Below are 18,839 nucleotides of genomic sequence, written 5' to 3' on the forward strand. Positions count from 1 at the left end.
TTTATGAACACGATAAAGGTTAAAGAAGCATTAAATCGATTTTTTCTAGAAGATATAGGAGAACGAGATGTAACATCTCAGCTTATTTTTCCAGACAATTTACTTTCAAAAGGAACGTTTCTTGCGAAGGATACAGGGGTCTTTGCAGGGCGTTTAGTAATTGAAGAAGGATTTAAATTAATTGATGAAAGAATTGAAGTGGAGCTTCATAAAAAAGATGGAGATCTTGTAGAAAAGGGCGAAATAATAGCAACTGCGCAAGGACCAATTGCTTCTTTATTAACGGCAGAGCGCGTTATATTAAACGTTATCCAGCGTATGAGCGGGATAGCTACGATGACACATAAAGCTGTGCTTGCTTTAGATAGCGGCCATACACGTATTTGTGATACGCGAAAAACGATGCCAGGGCTACGTATGTTTGATAAGTATGCAGTCGTGTGCGGAGGCGGATTTAATCACCGTTTCGGTTTATATGATGGTGTCATGATTAAAGACAATCATATTGCTTTTGCTGGTTCTATTACGAAAGCTGTTACATCGGTGAAAGAAAAATTAGGACATATGGTGAAAGTAGAAGTGGAAACAGAAACAGAGGAACAAGTGAGAGAAGCTGTAGCTGCTGGTGCGGATATCATTATGTTTGATAATCGTACGCCAGATGAGATTCGGGAGTTTTCAAAGATTGTACCAAGTGCCATCGTTACGGAAGCATCAGGAGGCATTACAATTGAAGATTTATCGAAATACGGAAAAACAGGGGTAGATTATATTTCACTTGGAGCGTTAACACATTCAGTGAAAGCACTTGATATTAGTTTCAATATTGAGGCGTAAGGAAAGTGGCTTAGAGGGGGAGAAAGGGATATGAGTATTTTAGAAAAAGTACAACCGATTGAAACGATGTTACCAGAGCGTTATTACACGATGTCAACAGAAGATATGGAAAAGCGTGTTCGTGAAATTAAAGAAAAAATGGGGAAAACACTATTTATTCCAGGACATCATTACCAAAAAGATGAAGTGGTACAATTTTCTGATGCAGCAGGAGATTCACTTCAGCTTGCGCAAGTTGCAGCGAGCAATAAAGAAGCGAAATATATTGTATTTTGCGGCGTACACTTTATGGCAGAAACAGCAGATATGTTAACGACAGACGATCAAATCGTTATTTTGCCAGATATGCGTGCAGGCTGTTCGATGGCAGATATGGCAGATATTGAACAGACAGAAAGAGCGTGGAAAGGGCTCACGAAGTTATTTGGAGATACGATGATTCCGTTAACGTATGTTAACTCTACAGCTGCAATTAAAGCGTTTTGCGGTCGTAATGGCGGAGCGACAGTAACTTCTTCTAATGCAAAACAAATGGTATCTTGGGCGTTTACACAAAAAGAGCGTCTTGTCTTTTTACCGGATCAACATTTAGGAAGAAATACAGCATACGATTTAGGTATCCCGTTAGATAAAATGGCAGTATGGGACCCGCATACAGATTCATTAGAGTACGATGGAGATATAGAAGAAATTCAAGTGATTTTATGGAAAGGGCATTGTTCGGTTCATCAAAACTTTACGGTGAAAAACATTGAGAATGTACGGAAGAATCATCCGGATATGAATATTATTGTACATCCAGAATGCTGTTATGAGGTTGTTGATGCTTCGGATTACGCAGGATCAACGAAATATATTATTGATATGATTGAAGCAGCGCCACCTGGAAGTAAATGGGCAATTGGTACAGAGATGAATTTAGTGAACCGAATTATTCAGCAATATCCAGATAAAGAAATTGTTTCACTTAATCCATTTATGTGTCCGTGTTTAACGATGAACCGAATTGATCTGCCGCACTTATTATGGGTGCTTGAAACGGTAGAAAGAGGAGAAGGAATTAACGTTATTAGCGTAGATAAACAAGTGACCGAAGAAGCGGTTCTTGCATTAAATCGTATGTTAGAGCGTGTATAAAGCAGCGGGGTTTCCGTTGCTTTTTTTCGTACATATAATCATAACGAGAATGAAATGGGCATACATTGTTGTGAAGAAATCATTGCGATTTTCTTATGCTTATTCCACTTCTAATGATATTGAAAATCGAAGAAGTGATACAAGTGAAAAGAAGTTAACGTTATTTAGAAAGGGTTACTTCATGAGATTTGTTACTTATAGATAAGTTATACAGGAGGGGGAAAATTTGAAAATTCATATCGTGCAAAAAGGGGATACCCTTTGGAAAATTGCGAAAAAGTACGGAGTGGATTTTGATACGTTGAAAAATACAAATACACAACTTAGTAATCCCGATTTAATCATGCCAGGTATGAAAATTAAAGTACCATCAAACAGCGTTCACGTAAAACAACATGCTGGGGCAGGTTCAGCGCCTCCGAAGCAATACGTAAAAGAAGTGCAACAAAAAGAGTTTGCATCAACGCCAACTCCGCTTGGAATAGAAGATGAGGAAGAAGTTACGTATCAATCAGCACCAATTACACAGCAACCTGCTATGCAACAAACACAAAAAGAAGTGCAAGTGAAACCACAAAAAGAAGTTCAAGTAAAACCACAGAAGGAAATGCAAGTGAAACCGCAAAAAGAGGTACAGGTAAAGCCACAAAAAGAAGTGCAAAAAGAAAAGCCAATTCAAATAGAAAAACCAGTTGAAAAACCGTCTGTTATTCAAAAACCACCTGTTATAGAAAAACAAAAACCAGCAGAAAAAGAAAACACAAAGTTTTCGGTAAATGTGTTACCACAGCCTCCGCAACCACCAATCAAAGCGAAAAAAGAGTATAAAATTTCAGATGTAATTAAAAAAGGAAGCGAGTTAATTGCTCCTCAAATTACTAAAATGAAACCTAATAACATCATTTCTCCGAAAACGAAAAAAGATAATATCGTGTCACCACAAGTGAAGAAAGAAAACGTAGGAAATATCGTGTCACCGCAAGTGAAGAAAGAAAATGTAGGAAATATCGTGTCACCGCAAGTAAAGAAAGAGAACGTAGGAAATATCGTGTCACCGCAAGTAAAGAAAGAAAATGTAGGGAATATCGTATCGCCGCAAGTGAAGAAAGAAAATGTAGGGAATATCGTGTCACCACAAGTGAAGAAAGAAAATGTAGGGAATATCGTGTCACCACAAGTGAAGAAAGAAAATGTAGGAAACATAGTGTCACCAAATGTATCGAAAGAAAATGTAGTTATTCCACAAGTCATACCGCCAAATATTCAAGTACCAAATATCATGCCAATCATGGACAATATCCAACCACCGAATATTATGCCAATCATGGATAACAATCAACCACCAAATATCATGCCAATCATGGATAACAATCAACCACCAAATATCATGCCAATCATGGATAACAATCAACCACCAAACATCATGCCAATTATGGATAATAACCCAATACCAAACATGATGCCGATAATGGATAACAATCAAATGCCAAATATGATGCCGATAATGGATAATAATCAAATGCCGAATATGATGCCGATAATGGATAATAATCAAATGCCGAATATGATGCCAATCATGGATAACAATCAAATGCCAAATATGATGCCGATAATGGATAACAATCAAATGCCAAATATGATGCCGATAATGGATAACAATCAAATGCCAAATATGATGCCAATCATGGATAATAATCAAATGCCGAACATGATGCCAATCATGGATAACAATCAACCACCGAATATGATGCCATATCAAATGCCATACCAACAGCCTATGATGCCACCAAATCCATATCAAATGCCGTATCAACAAGGAGCACCGTTTGGACCGCAATATACGTCTATGCCAAATCCAAATATGATGCCAATGGATAATAATATGCCGCCGCTCGTGCAAGGTGAGGAAGATTGTGGATGCGGAGGAGAGAGTAGGTTATATAGTCCGCAACCAGGCGGTCCGCAATATGCGAATCCTTTATATTATCAACCAACTCAATCGGCATATGCACCGCAGCCAGGAACGATGTATTATCAACCAGATCCACCAAATGTATTTGGGGAGCCGGTTCCAGAAGAAGAGGATGAAGAAGAAGTTTAAAAAAGGTGGGATTATTCCCACCTTTTTTGTATGTAGAGTCGTTCTGAAAATGGAAGATTTACATCAAATGTTAGAAAATCCCCAGTGAAATATTAACAGTGTAAAAACCTTCTCCTTTACTCATCATAAGAGGGAGCTTTTCAGAAGAGAAGTTCATTCTAACAGAGGGGGTTTTTGTATTGAATACGAAAGTAAAAGTGATTGCTGCTTCTTTGTTAGTTACCAGTGCGTTAGCTGCATGTGGTACACCAAAAGATAACAATGCAATGGATGGACGTAACTACAATTACGAGCGTACATCTTATAATGATACACATCAGTATCGTGATAATGTAACGCGTAATGATCGTTATACAGATTATGTAACATATAGAAATGGTCGTAACGATACAGGATATAACAATTATTACCGTGATGTAAATTACAACGGTCAAATTGCAAATCCGCATCCAACACGTAATATTACAATGAACAATTCATACATTAACAATGATGGTAAAACAGCAGAAAGAATTACAAATCGTGTGAAACGTATGAATAACGTAGACCGTGTGTCTACAGTTGTATATGGAAACGATGTAGCGATTGCGGTGAAACCACGTAATCCAGTATCGAATGAAACAGCGCTTGCAAATGAAGTTCGTCAAGCGGTTGTAAATGAAGTTGGAAACAGAAACGTATATGTTTCTGTAAGAAATGACATGTTTACTCGTGTCGATGCAATGAGTACACGACTACGTAACGGTACAGTTACAAACGATTTTAATCGTGACATAACAAATATGTTCCGAGATATTCGTTACGGTTTAACTGGTACTATGCGATAGCAAAACAAAAGAGGAAGGGGGAGCCCTTCCTCTTTATTCATCGTTATCGTGTAAACGACGCTTTTTAATAAAATAACTAATGGAATAAGAACCTAAAAAGCAAATGAAGAGAATACCACCTGTTAAAATGGCTTCAAATAAAGGTCTTTCTGGACTAAAAATGATATAAATAATAGCCATAACGATTCCTATAATAAGAGAGCGTAAAATAATTTTGTAATAAGGAGTTAACTTTATCTCCTTTTCACTTTCTTCTACATCGATAGAAACGCTTAACTGTAAATAACTAAGTACGATACTTGTAAGGATAAATAATAGCCATAATGGAGATTTCGTAATTTGATCTATTCCTTCAGTGAATCCGATATAGCCTAAAATGCCAATTATACCAAGTGATTGAAAAAGAAAAGCAATTCGAATGTTTTTTAACGTTTGCAGAATGAGACGTTCATCCTTAATTTTTTTCATAATATCTATCTCCTGTTTTATTATGATTTCGCTGTTATATTAATTGTAACATATATATTACATTTATCAATTTATAATTTACATATAATTTTTTTTGATGGAAGAGGAAATAAAATATTTTTATAAACATGTTGCACTTATACTTTATTAATGTTATATTAGCAAAGCGATGAGCTAATTTACGTAAGACGAGAGATATGCTTAAGTGCTAAACACGCGAATGTGGTCGCCTGGTCTCTCGCCGTAAACGCATCAAGACGCCTGCTTTGCAGGCGTCTTTCATTTTATATAAAAACAAATGCTAGTGCAGATAAGGTAAAACTTTATCTGCATTTTTTTATTTTTGATATAAATGTAATATGGTCATTATGGATAAAACCCCCATTTCCGGAAAAACTACTAATGAAAGTTTGATCTTTCCTAAAAGAGGTGAACGGAAATGAGATGGATACTGATTGCGATGCAAGCTTTCGTTATGATGTTTTGTTTCGTTTATGAAACGAATGTGAAGGCGGAAGGTCCAGTACCAGAAGTAACAGAAAAAGAGCCTGAAGTTACAATTTTATTAGAGCGAATGTATGTTGATGGAGAAGTAAGTGAGGAAATATTTACAGAAAAAGTAGCGGACTTAGAAAAGTTTTTACAGCAATATAAAGAATGGCAGCTCGTTGATCGTGATGATGTACAAATCGTATTACAAAAGAAAATTGATGATATTTCTCCGTTATTAAAGACGAGCGGTTATTTTGGTGTGTCAGAGGAAGGGATATTACAAATTTTCAAAGGTGTACCGAAAAGTGATAATGCGATTCATTCCTTCTTTCAAATTGATATGAAAAAGCTGGAGAGTTATGAGCGTGCGAAATTAAAGCGTGGTATTCGTATTAAATCAAAAGAGGGTTTTGTGAAGACGATTGAAAAAATGAAGCAATATGCAGTGCAAAATAAGAAAAAAAGCAGCTCATGGTGAGCTGCTTTTTTCTTATTTATTTTTATCTAAAATTTGTTTTGCGATTTCATCGATTAGCATGTCTTTTCCGATTGGATTGAATGCTTTCGTATTGAAGATTTCATTCGATACTTCGTATACGTGATTATTTTTAACTGCTTTGTTGTCTTTCCAAACAGCACTGTTTTTGTAGTCTTCGTAAACTTTATCAGCTTCGCCGCCGAAGTTTACAACGAACATTTGATCAGGTTGGAATGCAACAAGACCTTCTAGCGATACTTGTGCCATCGTTTGTTTTAAATCTGTACCTTTTGTTGCTGGAAGTTTTAAGTCGTTAAAGATGATGTCACCGTATCCGAAGCTACCGTATACACGGAAGTTTTGTGGTGTAACTGCGACGAACATAAAGTTCTCATCTTTTGTTTTTTCTTTAATCTTTTTAGATAAAGAGTCTGCTTTTTTATCGTAGTCTGCAATCCATTTGTCTGCTTTCTTTTCTTCGTCAAATAGTTTACCTACTTCTTTAAACTTACCACGCCAGTCTTCTAAGTTTGTTTCTAGAACAACTGTCGGTGCAACTTTTTCTAATTGATCATAAATCTTCAATTGACGATTATTTAAAATAATTAAGTCTGGTTTTAAAGCCGTAACAGCTTCTAAATCAACTTTAGGTGCCCAGTACCAACCTACTGCTTTTACACCATCTAATTTCTCTGTTAAGTGATTTTGGATTTTATCTTTATATGTATTTGCTGTACCGACAGGTTTGTGTCCAAGAAGTAATAATTCTTCTGTTGATCCAGATAAGTCAACAATTCTTTTTGGATTTACTGGAATTGTAGCTTCCCCTTTAGCGTGTTTTACAACTTTTGTTTTCGGTTGTTCTTTCGCTTTTGCTTCTTCTTTTTGAGAAGAACAGCCAACGATAGAAAGAACGACTAGCATAATAGTAAATAAAATAAATAACTTCTGTTTCATCCTGATGTAACCCCTTTAATTAATATTGATAATCATTATCGACTTCTGTATATTAAGGTGCTTCGCTCTTTCTGTCAATGGAAAATAACAGAAGTTTCTAATAGAGAACATTTGTTGGGGTAGTCTCGCTTTTCTATCATTAAATATGTTAAAATGGAATACATGATTTAAGAGGGAGAGATCGTATTTTGTTTGAATATGTTACAGGTTACGTGGACTATGTAGGACCGGAATATGTCGTAATTGACCATAATGGAATTGGGTATCAAATTTTCACACCAAATCCGTATGTATTTCAAAGAAGTAAGCAAGAAATTCGTGTCTTTACATATCATTATGTGAGAGAAGATATTATGGCACTTTACGGGTTTAAAACACGTGAAGAGCGTTTATTATTTACAAAGTTGTTAGGTGTATCTGGCATTGGACCAAAAGGCGCTCTTGCAATTTTAGCTTCTGGTCAAACAGGACAGGTCGTTCAAGCGATTGAACATGAAGACGAGAAGTTTTTAGTGAAATTCCCGGGCGTCGGAAAGAAAACAGCACGCCAAATGATTTTAGACTTAAAAGGAAAACTAGCTGACGTCGTACCAGATGCATTTGTTGATTTATTCTCAGATACAGAACGTTTTGATGAGAAGAAAGGTTCATCAGCTGAGCTTGATGAGGCGCTGGAAGCTCTGCGTGCACTTGGATACGCAGAACGAGAAGTTTCTCGCGTTGTACCAGAGTTATTAAAAGAATCATTAACGACGGATCAGTATATTAAAAAGGCACTTAGTCTTTTACTAAATGGTAAGAGGTGAGTATAATGGACGAACGTCTCCTTTCAGGGGAATCTGCATATGAAGATTCGGATTTAGAATATTCATTACGGCCACAGACGCTCCGTCAGTATATTGGCCAAGATAAAGCGAAACATAATTTAGAGGTGTTTATTGAAGCAGCGAAAATGCGTGAAGAAACGTTAGATCATGTGCTTCTATATGGACCACCAGGACTTGGTAAAACGACGCTTGCAAATATTATAGCAAATGAAATGGGCGTTAATGTTAGAACAACTTCAGGCCCAGCAATTGAAAGACCAGGAGATTTAGCAGCTGTATTAACAGCGCTTCAGCCGGGGGATGTATTATTTATTGATGAAATTCATCGTTTGCATAGATCGATTGAAGAAGTGCTATATCCTGCGATGGAAGATTTTTGCCTTGATATTGTAATTGGGAAAGGACCGTCAGCACGATCTGTACGTTTAGATTTACCTCCATTTACATTAGTTGGAGCAACGACACGGGCAGGGGCATTATCAGCACCACTTCGTGACCGTTTCGGTGTACTTTCAAGATTAGAGTACTATACAGTAGATCAGTTGTCTGAGATTGTAGAACGTACAGCAGAAGTATTTGAAGTTGAAATTGATTCGTTAGCTGCACTAGAAATTGCAAGACGTGCTCGTGGTACACCTCGTATTGCGAATCGTTTATTACGACGTGTACGAGATTTCGCACAAGTTCGTGGTAACGGAACAGTTACAATCGAAATTACACAAATGGCGTTAGAACTACTGCAAGTAGATAAATTAGGTCTAGATCATATCGATCATAAATTATTGCTTGGTATTATTGAGAAATTCCGTGGTGGCCCAGTCGGGTTAGAAACGGTTTCGGCAACGATCGGAGAAGAATCGCATACGATTGAAGATGTGTATGAGCCGTATTTATTACAAATTGGCTTTTTACAACGAACACCAAGGGGCCGAATTGTAACGCCGCTTGCATATGAGCATTTCGGAATGGAGATGCCAAAAGTATGACGGAGATGCCAAAATTGCTTATTACAGCAGGTATCTTACTCATTGTTGTCGGATTAGCTTGGAAGTTCATTGGAAGACTTCCAGGCGATATTTTTGTGAAAAAAGGAAACGTTACCTTTTATTTTCCTATCATTACATGTATTGTGTTAAGTATTGTATTATCTTTTATTATGTATATAATAAATCGATTCAAATAAGAAATAGGTGGATATAGTTATGGATATAAATCTGTTTGATTTTCATTTACCAGAAGAACTTATTGCACAAGTCCCGTTAGAAGATCGTGAAACATCAAGATTAATGGTGTTAGACCGTGAAACAGGCGATATTGAGCATAAGCATTTTTCAGACATTCTTTCTTACTTACATGAGGGGGATTGCTTAGTTTTAAATGAAACGAAAGTTATGCCTGCTCGTTTACACGGTGTGAAAGAAGATACAGGCGCACACATTGAAGTACTTCTTTTAAAACAAGAAGAAGGTGATACGTGGGAAACGCTTGTTAAGCCAGCGAAACGTGTAAAAGAAGGAACTGTTATCTCTTTTGGCGAAGGGAAATTAAAAGCAACTTGTACAGGGACTGCAGATCAAGGTGGACGTCAGCTTGAATTTTCATATGACGGCATCTTCTATGAAATTTTAGATGAACTTGGGGAAATGCCACTTCCTCCATATATTAAAGAGACGCTAGAAGATCGCGATCGCTATCAAACAGTATATGCGAAAGAAATCGGCTCAGCAGCAGCGCCAACTGCAGGACTTCACTTTACAGAAGAGTTACTGGAGAAGTTAAAACAAAAAGGCGTCGGGTTAGCTTTCATTACACTTCACGTAGGACTTGGAACATTTAGACCAGTTTCTGCCGATACGATTGAAGAACACCATATGCACGCAGAATATTACCATATGTCTGAAGAGACAGCGGCATTATTAAATCGTGTGAAAGAGAGTGGTGGACGTATTATTACGGTAGGTACGACTTCGACTCGTACGTTAGAAACAATTGCGACAGATCATGACGGCAAGCTTTGTGCTGCTTCTGGCTGGACAGATATTTTCATGTACCCAGGTTATGAATTTAAAGCAATTGATGGTTTAATTACAAACTTCCATTTACCGAAATCAACATTAATTATGCTTGTAAGTGCATTTGCAAACAGAGATAATGTACTTCATGCTTATAATGAAGCAGTAAAAGAAAAATATCGTTTCTTTAGCTTTGGTGATGCAATGTTCGTTGCATCTCACGCTAAAATGGGAAACAAATAAAAGGAGTAAATTATGACAGCAATTCGTTATGAATTTATTAAAACTTGTAAACAAACAGGTGCCCGTTTAGGACGCGTACATACGCCGCACGGTTCATTTGATACACCAACATTCATGCCAGTTGGTACACTTGCAACAGTTAAAACAATGTCACCAGAAGAATTAAAAGCAATGGATTCTGGCATTATTTTAAGTAATACGTATCATTTATGGCTACGCCCAGGTCACGAAATTATTCGTGAAGCAGGCGGGTTGCATAAATTTATGAACTGGGATCGTGCAATTTTAACGGATTCTGGTGGTTTCCAAGTATTCAGTTTAAGTGACTTCCGTCGTATTGAAGAGGAAGGTGTTCACTTCCGTAATCACTTAAATGGAGATAAATTATTCTTATCACCAGAAAAAGCGATGGAAATTCAAAATGCATTAGGATCAGATATTATGATGGCATTTGATGAGTGTCCACCATTCCCAGCTACTTTTGAATATATGAAGAAGTCTGTAGAGCGTACAAGCCGCTGGGCAGAACGTTGTTTAAAAGCGCATGAGCGTCCGCAAGATCAAGGTTTATTCGGTATCGTACAAGGTGGAGAGTTCGAAGAGCTTCGTCGTCAAAGTGCAAAAGACCTTGTTTCAATGGACTTCCCTGGTTACGCTGTAGGTGGTTTATCTGTTGGGGAACCAAAAGATATTATGAACCGTGTACTTGAGTTTACAACACCACTTCTTCCAGATAATAAGCCACGTTACTTAATGGGAGTAGGTTCTCCTGACTCATTAATCGACGGTGCAATTCGTGGTATTGATATGTTTGACTGTGTACTTCCAACTCGTATCGCTCGAAATGGTACATGTATGACAAGTGAAGGTCGTCTAGTTGTAAAAAATGCGAAATTCGCAAGAGACTTCGGTCCGCTTGATCCAAATTGCGATTGCTATACATGTAAAAATTACTCTCGTGCGTACATTCGTCACTTAATGAAATGTGATGAAACGTTCGGAATTCGTTTAACGTCTTATCACAACCTGCATTTTCTGTTAAACTTAATGGAGCAGGTGAGACAAGCTATTCGTGAAGACCGTCTTGGCGATTTCCGCGAAGAATTCTTTGAACAGTATGGCTTTAATAAACCGAATGCTAAAAACTTCTAATACATAATTTAAAAGGAGGAAACAAAGATGAATCCAGGTATGATGAATATCGTTATGATCGTTGCGATGTTTGCGATTTTCTATTTCTTATTAATTCGCCCGCAACAAAAGCGTCAAAAAGCAGTTGCTCAAATGCAAAGTGAGTTATCAAAAGGTGATGCTATCGTAACAATCGGTGGTTTACACGGTACAATCGAATCAGTAGATGATACGAAAATCGTTATTAAATCTGGTGGTTCACACTTAACTTTCGATCGCAATGCGATTCGTGAAGTTGTGAAAAACTAATGAGGAAGGCCCTGCATGAAATGTGCAGGGCTTTTTTTAGTTGTTTTGTTTTGACATATTTACCCCGAAAATACCACCGAGTGTACTCGCCCCCATTAATGCTAATTGATAAAGTAACTGTGAGTTCGATAAAGTTTGAGAGAAGCCTAAATAGTTAACTAGAAAAACAAGTATAGCGAATGTAAGACCTGTTGTGAAACCTACTAGCCAACCTTTCCCTTGTGCCTTTTTGCCGGCAGTAAATCCGGATATAAGCATAGATAAAAGAGCAAGTATAAAAATAGTGACGGCTAATGTTCCTTCATTCATATCTGTAAATTTTAATAAAAGAGCCATGACCATGCTAATAATTGTTGCTAGAATTAATAAGGTAATGATACCAAAGCCGATTGCAGTTGATAATTTTTTCGTTCCATCCATTTATACATTCCCCCTTTTTAATACAAGCATATTTTCTTTTTGCTGAAGTTAGACTAGTTTATTTTTTATAGGGGAGTCTATATGTAAAAAAGGAGATGTAGAAATGGAATGGGTATCAATCATTGGTCGGACGATGCTTTTGTATATCATCATATTAATTATTTTTCGTCTTATGGGTAAACGTGAAATTGGAGAGCTAAGTGTATTAGATTTAGTCGTATTCATTATGCTTGGTGAAATGGCTGTAGTTGCAATTGAAAATACCGATAAATCACTTTGGCACCAATTAGTTCCGATGACTTTTCTTATGTGTATACAAATCATTTTGTCAGTTATTTCGTTAAAGTATCAACGTTTTCGACATTTAATAGAAGGTGAGCCGGCTATTCTTGTAAATGCGGGAAAGATTGATGAAAAGAAGATGAGAAAGCAACGTTATAATATAGATGATTTAATGATGCAATTAAGGGAGCAGGGAGTCGGAGATGTAAGGGATGTAGAATACGCCATTTTAGAACCTTCAGGAAAGTTATCTGTCTTTCAAAAACAAAAAAGTAAAAAGAGTAAAAATGATACGCCGGTTTTTACACTCCCGTTAATTATTGATGGAGAAATCCAATCGAATCATTTACAAATGATTGAACATACAGATGAATGGCTGATTGAAAAATTAAAAAACTTAGGTTATAACGATATCAAACAAATTTTATACTGCAGCTTTCAAAATGGACAATTTTTTGTTGATGTGAAAGAAAACTAGAGGCTTACTATATGAAATAGTAAGCCTGTTTATTTCAAAAATGAAAGTTTTCGAATGATAGGGAGCCTACTTAACTCTTCTTTTCGAATGAGTTTGAAAGTGAAGAGGAGAACGATATACACGAGTGTTGTTAAAGTGATTTCCCATAAGGTTTGTACGCCAAGTGAATGAGAAAAAATAATGTACTTATGAAGGTAAAAACCGAAGGAGCCTGCAATACCGATGGCAAGTCCGCCGAAAATGTAATCTTTCGCGTAAATGGTAAATGTAATTTTCTTTAAAACAGTAGCGTAATGAAGGAATGTTACGGTTACTATATTTGCTGCAATTGCAAGTGCAACCCCCATCATTTGAAATTCTGGCCTTGAAGCTAGTACAAAAATAACGATTAATTTCACGATTGCGCCAATAAATGTATTCATCATCGCAGCCCGTGCTAAGTTTAAAGCTTGTAAAACAGATGTAAGTGGACTTTGAAAGTAATGAAACAAAAAGCAAGGTGCAAGAAGCTGGATGAATGCTGTTGCACTATCCGATCCATACATAAGAGTTAAAATAGGAGAAGCGAATACGTATAATATAACAACTGACCACCCGCCAGTAATTAATGAGATCCGAAGAGCTTGTTGTAAGCGGTGTTCCACTAATTGATGCTGTCTTTTCGCCATCGCTTCACTAATAGATGGAACGAGTGCTGTAGAAAGGGCGTATGTAATAAAGGCTGGCAGTGAAAGAAGTGGGAAGGCATAACCGTTTAATATACCGTATTGCTGGGTTGCGACAGAGGCAGCAACGCCGGCAATCGCTAAGCTTTGCATAACGACGATAGGCTCAAAGAAATATGAAACGGAACCGATTAAACGACTTCCTGTAGTTGGAAGAGCGATATCCATAAGCGAATAAAATGTCCCTTTGCTTTCTTTTACAGTAGTGAAAAATCCAGAGCGTATAGATAAATGTTTTTCGCGCTGAAATAAAGTGAGTAAAAATAATAACGATGCAACTTCACCGAGAACGGCTGATAACATAGCACCAGCTGCAGCGTATTCTACACCGTAAGGTAAAAATAACTGAATGCATATAGCGATAATTGTAATGCGGACAACTTGTTCTATAACTTGGGCGTAAGCACTAGGTTTCATGTTTTGTTTCCCTTGGAAATAGCCGCGTAAAACAGAAGAAACGGCAATAACAGGAACGACAGGTAAAATGGCCATTAATGGATAGTACGTTCTTTCATCAGTTAATAATGTTTTTGCTAAAATAGGTGTGAGGAGCATAATTCCAATTGTTAAAATGATACTAATAACGGATGTAACTGCTAATGATACTGTTAATATTTTTTTAACTCTTTGTTTATCATTCACAGCTTCTGCTTCTGCTACAAATTTTGCGATTGCGACAGGAAGGCCGATTTGTGTTAATGTAATTGCTAGAATGAATGTAGGAACGGCCATCATATAAAGGCCAACGCCTTCTTCTCCTAAAATACGTGCCATTACAATCCGGTTAATAAATCCAAGGATTTTGGTAATAAAGCCGGCAATCATTAAAATAAATGCGCCTTTTAAAAAGCTTTGTCTCGTCATGGTCTTCTCCTACCTTCTCAAAATCAGTGGAATGATTTACAATAATTTATATGCACGTACGAGACAAGAATGACAAGCATTTGAGAGAGTGAAGTATGATCGTGCTCTTGAAAGTAGTTATTGCTGTCCATTAGAGCGGGATTAAAAGCGACTTTTCGTGCTGAAATAAGAAGGAGATGTTATGTATGTTAGAAAAAGAGGCTTTGGTAGAATCATACCGCGGACAGTTACAAGTCGTTTTAGAAAGCAAAGTAGAAGAGTTCCACATGTTCGGTTATGACCGAGTAACAGATGATGACATTTGGAAGTTTCTTAAAGTGAAAAAGTGGAAGAAGATAGACAGCGATGTGAGGTTATATGAATTAGTAAATGATGTATTAAGAGTAAGTGCTAATGAATATATGACTTATTTAACTGTTGAAGCATATCAAGCGCCACTTTGGTCATTTGATGAATATGAAAATAAATAACCGACTGCAATTGGTTTGTTCTTCCTTTTGCAGTATAATGATAGGTATTGATAATGAGGAAATAATTATGTCTAAGATTATATATAAAGGGGGTAGTGAAGAGAAAAAATAAATAATGAAAGTGTAGGTATTGTGAAAAACTTACCGACACAGCTAGTGATGAACTAGCAAAATTATAGAAAGGAAGTCTACTAACTAGGCGTATGCACACGTGTAAAAGTGAATCGTAAGAGATTTATTTAAAGTGTTAGTAGCAGAAAGAGGGTACATATGGCAAAGCGTGGTACGAGAATTGCCGCCTTTTTCCTCATCGTTTTATTAATCGGTGGAGTAATTGGTGCGGCAGGAAAAGACATAGCAAAAGGAATTAGTCTAGGACTAGACCTTCGCGGTGGTTTTGAAATTCTGTATGAAGTAAAACCAGCCAAAAAAGGTGATAAAATCGATCGAGACGTACTTGTAAGTACAGTAGGTGCTCTGGAAAATCGTGTCAATGTTCTTGGTGTAAGCGAGCCGAACATTCAAATCGAGGGGCAAGATCGAATTCGTGTACAGCTTGCTGGTGTACAAGATCAGCAAAAAGCACGTGAAATGTTATCAACGCAAGCGAAATTAACATTCCGTGATGTAGATGACAACCTTCTTATGGACGGAACGGATTTAAAAGGCGGCGGAGCGAAGCAAACATTTGATGAGCAAGGTCGTGCGAGCGTAGGTCTTACACTAAAAAGCGCTGAAAAATTCCGTGAAGTAACTGAAAAAATTTCAAAAATGCCACCACCAACGAATTTAATGGTAATCTGGCTAGACTTTGAAGAAGGAAAAGATTCGTATAAAGCAGAATCTGCAAAACCGAATCCGAAGTTCTTATCAGCAGCAACAGTAAGCCAAGTATTTAACCAAGCTGAAGTATCTATCGTAGGTGGAAACTTCACAGTTGAAAGTGCGAAACAACTTTCATCTTTATTAAATGCAGGTGCACTTCCTGTTGATTTAAAAGAAATGTATTCAACATCAGTTGGAGCGAAATTTGGTCAACAAGCATTAGACCAAACGATTTTCGCTAGTGCGATCGGTATCGCTCTTATTTTCTTATTTATGCTTGTATATTACCGTTTACCAGGGCTTGTAGCGGTTATTATGTTAGGTCTATACATTTTTGTTACGCTACTCGTATTTAACTGGATGCATGCGGTTCTTACATTACCAGGTATTGCGGCGTTAGTGCTCGGGGTAGGTATCGCGGTTGATGCGAATATTATTACGTACGAGAGACTGAAGGAAGAGCTGAAAATTGGTAAGTCAATGATGTCAGCATTCCGTGCTGGTAACCATCGTTCATTAGCGACAATTTTAGATGCAAACGTTACGACTCTGGCAGCTGCAGGTGTGTTATTCGTATATGGTACAAGCTCAGTACAAGGGTTTGCGACAAGTTTAATTGTAAGTATTTTAGTCGGTTTCGTTACGAACGTATTCGGTACTCGTTTCTTACTAGGATTACTTGTAAAGAGTCGTTACTTCGATAAAAAACCAGGATATTTCGGTGTGAAACAAAAGGATATTATTCCATTAACAAAAGGTGTAGTACATCCACCAACGAAATTTGATCGTATTAACTTTGTAAATGTCGGTCATAAATTCCTTATCTTCTCAATGGTAGTTGTAATTGCGGGTGCAATCATTTTACCAATTTTCAAACTGAATCTTGGTATTGACTTTGCGAGTGGTACACGTATGGACTTGCAATCAAAACAAGCAGTTACCGTGTCTGATGTTCATAAAGATTTTAAAGAATTGAACATCGATGTGAAGGAAGAAAATATTGTACCGACTGGGGATGACAATAAAGGGTTCGCAGTTCGTACATTAGGTGTTCTATCAAAAGATGAAATTGCGAAAACAAAAACATTCTTCCATGATAAATATGGTACAGAGCCAAACGTAAGTACAGTTTCACCGACAATTGGTAAAGAGATTGCACGAAATGCATTTATCGCTGTACTGATTGCTTCTGCGGTTATCATCCTATACGTAAGTATTCGATTTAGATTTACGTATGCATTATCTGCAGTACTTGCATTATTACATGATGCGTTCGTTATGATTGTTATGTTTAGTATTTTCCAATTAGAGGTAGACTTAACGTTTATCGCTGCAGTGTTAACGATCATCGGTTATTCTATTAATGACTCGATTGTTACATTTGATAGAAACCGTGAGTTATACAAACAGAAAAAACGAGTTCGCGATATAAAAGACTTAGAAGAAATCGTAAATGCAAGTATTCGCCAAACGCTTGGTCGTTCGATTAACACCGTATTAACAGTGTTATTCCCGGTAATTGCGTTACTTATCTTCGGTAGTGAGTCATTACGTAACTTCTCGTTTGCTTTACTTGTCGGATTAGTTGTAGGTACGTACTCTTCTGTTTTCGTCGCTTCTCAAATTTGGTTAATGCTTGAAAACCGTCGTTTGAAAAAGGGCAAAAACAAGAAAAAGGTTGAGAAAGTAGAATCTGAACCGCAAGTATAAAAAAAGATGATGTCTCTTTATGAGGCATCTCTTTTTTCGTTTGTGGATACAATAAGATAGCAACTTTGAAATGGTTAAATGGAAGAAACTGGTGATGTTATCGCTATTTTTGCTACAATAAAGTGAAACTTTAATCAGTGGGGGTTTTCTTCATCCCCCACTGATTATTAGTTGAACCAATCGGACTTTTAGGGGCAGTTGACCCCCCACCTAACTTCTTCGCTTGCGCTGAATTTTGAGGTGGGGGTCTTACTGCCCATTAAAGTGGGATAAAAAGATAGGTTAAGAAAAGAAGGGATTTTAATTATGGAAAAAGATGAACGTTTTAAACAGGCCGAGTTTGGTGCTATTGTCGGGATCGTTGGTAATATTATATTAGCGATTGTAAAGGCGGTAATTGGTTATATTGGGAACAGTAAAGCGTTATTAGCGGATGCCGTGCATTCTGCATCAGATGTAATTGGTTCGCTAGCTGTACTGTTTGGATTGCGAGCAGCAAAGCAGCCGCCTGATGAAGATCATCCGTATGGTCATGGTAAAGCGGAATCGATTTCAGCTATTATTGTTGCAGTATTATTATTTATTGTGGGAATCGAGATAGCAATTTCGTCTATAAAAGCTTTTTCGCAAGAACTAGAACCACCGAAAGGAATTACGATTTTTGCTGTTGTTCTTTCGATTGTCGTGAAAGAAGGAATGTTTCAATATAAATTCCGATTAGGGAAGAGAGTAAATAGTGATGCAATTATTGCAAATGCATATGAGCACCGTTCGGATGTATTTTCTTCAATTGCAGCTTTAATCGGTATTTGTGCAGCGATTATTGGTGGTAAGTTTGGGATAGATTGGCTTGTATATGCCGATCCAATTGCAGGATTATTTGTTTCACTTCTTGTTGCAAAAATGGCATGGAGTATTGGGGCAGAAGCAATTCATGCAACGCTTGATCATGTTCTGCATGAGGAAGATGTTGTTCCGCTTAGAGAAGCAGTACTTCAAATAGATGGTGTGAAAAAAATCGGTTCTTTATATGCAAGGGAGCATGGCCATTACGTTATTGTTGATATTAAAGTTTCTGTAGACCCATACATTACTGTAGAAGAAGGGCACCGCATTGGAAAGCATGTGAAAGAAACGCTGATGGAACAAGATAACGTACAAAATGTGTTTGTACATATAAATCCGTATTCTCCAAATTAAACATTATTAACATTTTAGTATATAGATATTGCATCGTAGTTTGCAT

General features: G+C 37.1%; 18 protein-coding genes and 1 pseudogene. 15 read left to right on the forward strand and 4 right to left on the reverse strand.

Annotated features, from left to right (window positions below):
• Nucleotides 1–3 precede the first annotated feature (3 nt).
• From nadC to BAQ44_RS02885, 4 genes and pseudogenes are all read left to right on the forward strand, one after another.
• Nucleotides 4–837: a carboxylating nicotinate-nucleotide diphosphorylase gene (gene nadC / locus BAQ44_RS02870; protein ID WP_001092213.1), complete on the forward strand. Its 834-nt coding sequence runs from the start codon at nucleotides 4–6 to the stop codon at nucleotides 835–837.
• A gap of 30 nt (nucleotides 838–867) precedes the next feature.
• Nucleotides 868–1,974 (forward strand): quinolinate synthase NadA, encoded by a 1,107-nt coding sequence (nadA, locus tag BAQ44_RS02875; RefSeq protein ID WP_071720633.1) that lies wholly within the window; start codon nucleotides 868–870, stop codon nucleotides 1,972–1,974.
• A gap of 226 nt (nucleotides 1,975–2,200) precedes the next feature.
• Nucleotides 2,201–2,357: pseudogene (safA, locus tag BAQ44_RS31720) on the forward strand (SafA/ExsA family spore coat assembly protein); the annotation flags it as partial.
• Between the two features lie 1,897 nt (nucleotides 2,358–4,254).
• Nucleotides 4,255–4,902 carry a YhcN/YlaJ family sporulation lipoprotein gene (locus BAQ44_RS02885; RefSeq protein WP_061677182.1) on the forward strand — a complete coding sequence of 216 codons (648 nt, stop codon included), beginning with the start codon at nucleotides 4,255–4,257 and terminating at the stop codon, nucleotides 4,900–4,902.
• A gap of 33 nt (nucleotides 4,903–4,935) precedes the next feature.
• Here the strand turns inward: BAQ44_RS02885 and BAQ44_RS02890 are convergent, their stop codons facing one another.
• Entirely contained in the window at nucleotides 4,936–5,370 is a 435-nt protein-coding gene (locus BAQ44_RS02890; RefSeq protein ID WP_063260733.1) for a hypothetical protein, read from the reverse strand.
• Nucleotides 5,371–5,809: 439 nt separating this feature from the next.
• On the opposite strand from BAQ44_RS02890, the gene BAQ44_RS02895 reads away from it, so the two are divergent.
• Nucleotides 5,810–6,340, forward strand: a complete 531-nt coding sequence (locus BAQ44_RS02895) for a BofC C-terminal domain-containing protein (RefSeq protein WP_061677189.1) — start codon at nucleotides 5,810–5,812, stop codon at nucleotides 6,338–6,340.
• A 12-nt stretch (nucleotides 6,341–6,352) separates the two neighbouring features.
• Here the strand turns inward: BAQ44_RS02895 and BAQ44_RS02900 are convergent, their stop codons facing one another.
• Entirely contained in the window at nucleotides 6,353–7,297 is a 945-nt protein-coding gene (locus BAQ44_RS02900) for an iron-hydroxamate ABC transporter substrate-binding protein (RefSeq protein ID WP_063260736.1), read from the reverse strand.
• 188 nt (nucleotides 7,298–7,485) lie between these two features.
• Between BAQ44_RS02900 and ruvA the strand changes: the two genes are divergently transcribed.
• The 6 genes from ruvA to yajC are packed head-to-tail and all read left to right on the forward strand — an operon-like array spanning nucleotide 7,486 to nucleotide 11,819.
• Nucleotides 7,486–8,103: a Holliday junction DNA helicase RuvA gene (gene ruvA / locus BAQ44_RS02905; protein ID WP_061677193.1), complete on the forward strand. Its 618-nt coding sequence runs from the start codon at nucleotides 7,486–7,488 to the stop codon at nucleotides 8,101–8,103.
• A 5-nt stretch (nucleotides 8,104–8,108) separates the two neighbouring features.
• A complete protein-coding gene (gene ruvB / locus BAQ44_RS02910; RefSeq protein WP_071720637.1) occupies nucleotides 8,109–9,110 on the forward strand; it encodes a Holliday junction branch migration DNA helicase RuvB in 1,002 nt (333 codons plus the stop codon).
• Entirely contained in the window at nucleotides 9,107–9,307 is a 201-nt protein-coding gene (locus tag BAQ44_RS02915) for a DUF2905 domain-containing protein (protein WP_000138162.1), read from the forward strand. Before ruvB ends, BAQ44_RS02915 begins: the two co-directional genes overlap by 4 nt.
• Nucleotides 9,308–9,326: 19 nt before the next feature.
• Nucleotides 9,327–10,379 carry a tRNA preQ1(34) S-adenosylmethionine ribosyltransferase-isomerase QueA gene (gene queA / locus BAQ44_RS02920; protein ID WP_061677195.1) on the forward strand — a complete coding sequence of 351 codons (1,053 nt, stop codon included), beginning with the start codon at nucleotides 9,327–9,329 and terminating at the stop codon, nucleotides 10,377–10,379.
• Between the two features lie 12 nt (nucleotides 10,380–10,391).
• Nucleotides 10,392–11,531 (forward strand): tRNA guanosine(34) transglycosylase Tgt, encoded by a 1,140-nt coding sequence (gene tgt, locus BAQ44_RS02925; RefSeq protein ID WP_000125362.1) that lies wholly within the window; start codon nucleotides 10,392–10,394, stop codon nucleotides 11,529–11,531.
• Nucleotides 11,532–11,558: 27 nt separating this feature from the next.
• The gene (gene yajC / locus BAQ44_RS02930; RefSeq protein ID WP_001068068.1) at nucleotides 11,559–11,819 is read left to right on the forward strand and encodes a preprotein translocase subunit YajC; all 261 of its coding nucleotides are present in this window, start codon (nucleotides 11,559–11,561) and stop codon (nucleotides 11,817–11,819) included.
• A gap of 36 nt (nucleotides 11,820–11,855) precedes the next feature.
• Here the strand turns inward: yajC and BAQ44_RS02935 are convergent, their stop codons facing one another.
• On the reverse strand, nucleotides 11,856–12,239 hold the full coding sequence (locus BAQ44_RS02935) for a TIGR04086 family membrane protein (RefSeq protein WP_000349143.1): 384 nt from the start codon (nucleotides 12,237–12,239) through the stop codon (nucleotides 11,856–11,858).
• A 103-nt stretch (nucleotides 12,240–12,342) separates the two neighbouring features.
• Here BAQ44_RS02935 and BAQ44_RS02940 point away from each other — a divergent pair, with 103 nt between their 5' ends.
• Nucleotides 12,343–12,999: a DUF421 domain-containing protein gene (locus tag BAQ44_RS02940; protein ID WP_061677196.1), complete on the forward strand. Its 657-nt coding sequence runs from the start codon at nucleotides 12,343–12,345 to the stop codon at nucleotides 12,997–12,999.
• Nucleotides 13,000–13,028: 29 nt separating this feature from the next.
• On the opposite strand, the gene spoVB is transcribed toward BAQ44_RS02940, so the two are convergent.
• Nucleotides 13,029–14,588 (reverse strand): stage V sporulation protein B, encoded by a 1,560-nt coding sequence (gene spoVB, locus BAQ44_RS02945; RefSeq protein WP_071720639.1) that lies wholly within the window; start codon nucleotides 14,586–14,588, stop codon nucleotides 13,029–13,031.
• Between the two features lie 185 nt (nucleotides 14,589–14,773).
• Here spoVB and BAQ44_RS02950 point away from each other — a divergent pair, with 185 nt between their 5' ends.
• The 3 genes from BAQ44_RS02950 to BAQ44_RS02960 all read left to right on the forward strand — a co-directional run bounded on the left by BAQ44_RS02950 (nucleotide 14,774) and on the right by BAQ44_RS02960 (nucleotide 18,793).
• The gene (locus BAQ44_RS02950; protein ID WP_000890213.1) at nucleotides 14,774–15,058 is read left to right on the forward strand and encodes a post-transcriptional regulator; all 285 of its coding nucleotides are present in this window, start codon (nucleotides 14,774–14,776) and stop codon (nucleotides 15,056–15,058) included.
• A 270-nt stretch (nucleotides 15,059–15,328) separates the two neighbouring features.
• Nucleotides 15,329–17,593 carry a protein translocase subunit SecDF gene (gene secDF, locus BAQ44_RS02955; RefSeq protein WP_063260738.1) on the forward strand — a complete coding sequence of 755 codons (2,265 nt, stop codon included), beginning with the start codon at nucleotides 15,329–15,331 and terminating at the stop codon, nucleotides 17,591–17,593.
• Nucleotides 17,594–17,899: 306 nt separating this feature from the next.
• A complete protein-coding gene (locus tag BAQ44_RS02960; RefSeq protein WP_061677200.1) occupies nucleotides 17,900–18,793 on the forward strand; it encodes a cation diffusion facilitator family transporter in 894 nt (297 codons plus the stop codon).
• Nucleotides 18,794–18,839: the final 46 nt, after the last annotated feature.

The sequence above is a fragment of the Bacillus mobilis genome (genome assembly GCF_001884045.1).
Lineage (GTDB): Bacteria > Bacillota > Bacilli > Bacillales > Bacillaceae_G > Bacillus_A > Bacillus_A mobilis.

Excerpts from the sequence above, each read along its gene's own strand:
- nadC (WP_001092213.1), top strand. The coding sequence starts at position 4 with ATGAACACGATAAAGGTTAAAGAAGCATTAAATCGATTTTTTCTAGAA.
- nadA (WP_071720633.1), top strand. The coding sequence starts at position 868 with ATGAGTATTTTAGAAAAAGTACAACCGATTGAAACGATGTTACCAGAG.
- BAQ44_RS02890 (WP_063260733.1), bottom strand. The coding sequence starts at position 5,370 with ATGAAAAAAATTAAGGATGAACGTCTCATTCTGCAAACGTTAAAAAAC.
- BAQ44_RS02895 (WP_061677189.1), top strand. The coding sequence starts at position 5,810 with ATGAGATGGATACTGATTGCGATGCAAGCTTTCGTTATGATGTTTTGT.
- BAQ44_RS02900 (WP_063260736.1), bottom strand. The coding sequence starts at position 7,297 with ATGAAACAGAAGTTATTTATTTTATTTACTATTATGCTAGTCGTTCTT.
- ruvB (WP_071720637.1), top strand. The coding sequence starts at position 8,109 with ATGGACGAACGTCTCCTTTCAGGGGAATCTGCATATGAAGATTCGGAT.
- BAQ44_RS02915 (WP_000138162.1), top strand. The coding sequence starts at position 9,107 with ATGACGGAGATGCCAAAATTGCTTATTACAGCAGGTATCTTACTCATT.
- queA (WP_061677195.1), top strand. The coding sequence starts at position 9,327 with ATGGATATAAATCTGTTTGATTTTCATTTACCAGAAGAACTTATTGCA.
- tgt (WP_000125362.1), top strand. The coding sequence starts at position 10,392 with ATGACAGCAATTCGTTATGAATTTATTAAAACTTGTAAACAAACAGGT.
- yajC (WP_001068068.1), top strand. The coding sequence starts at position 11,559 with ATGAATCCAGGTATGATGAATATCGTTATGATCGTTGCGATGTTTGCG.
- BAQ44_RS02935 (WP_000349143.1), bottom strand. The coding sequence starts at position 12,239 with ATGGATGGAACGAAAAAATTATCAACTGCAATCGGCTTTGGTATCATT.
- BAQ44_RS02940 (WP_061677196.1), top strand. The coding sequence starts at position 12,343 with ATGGAATGGGTATCAATCATTGGTCGGACGATGCTTTTGTATATCATC.
- spoVB (WP_071720639.1), bottom strand. The coding sequence starts at position 14,588 with ATGACGAGACAAAGCTTTTTAAAAGGCGCATTTATTTTAATGATTGCC.
- BAQ44_RS02950 (WP_000890213.1), top strand. The coding sequence starts at position 14,774 with ATGTTAGAAAAAGAGGCTTTGGTAGAATCATACCGCGGACAGTTACAA.
- secDF (WP_063260738.1), top strand. The coding sequence starts at position 15,329 with ATGGCAAAGCGTGGTACGAGAATTGCCGCCTTTTTCCTCATCGTTTTA.
- BAQ44_RS02960 (WP_061677200.1), top strand. The coding sequence starts at position 17,900 with ATGGAAAAAGATGAACGTTTTAAACAGGCCGAGTTTGGTGCTATTGTC.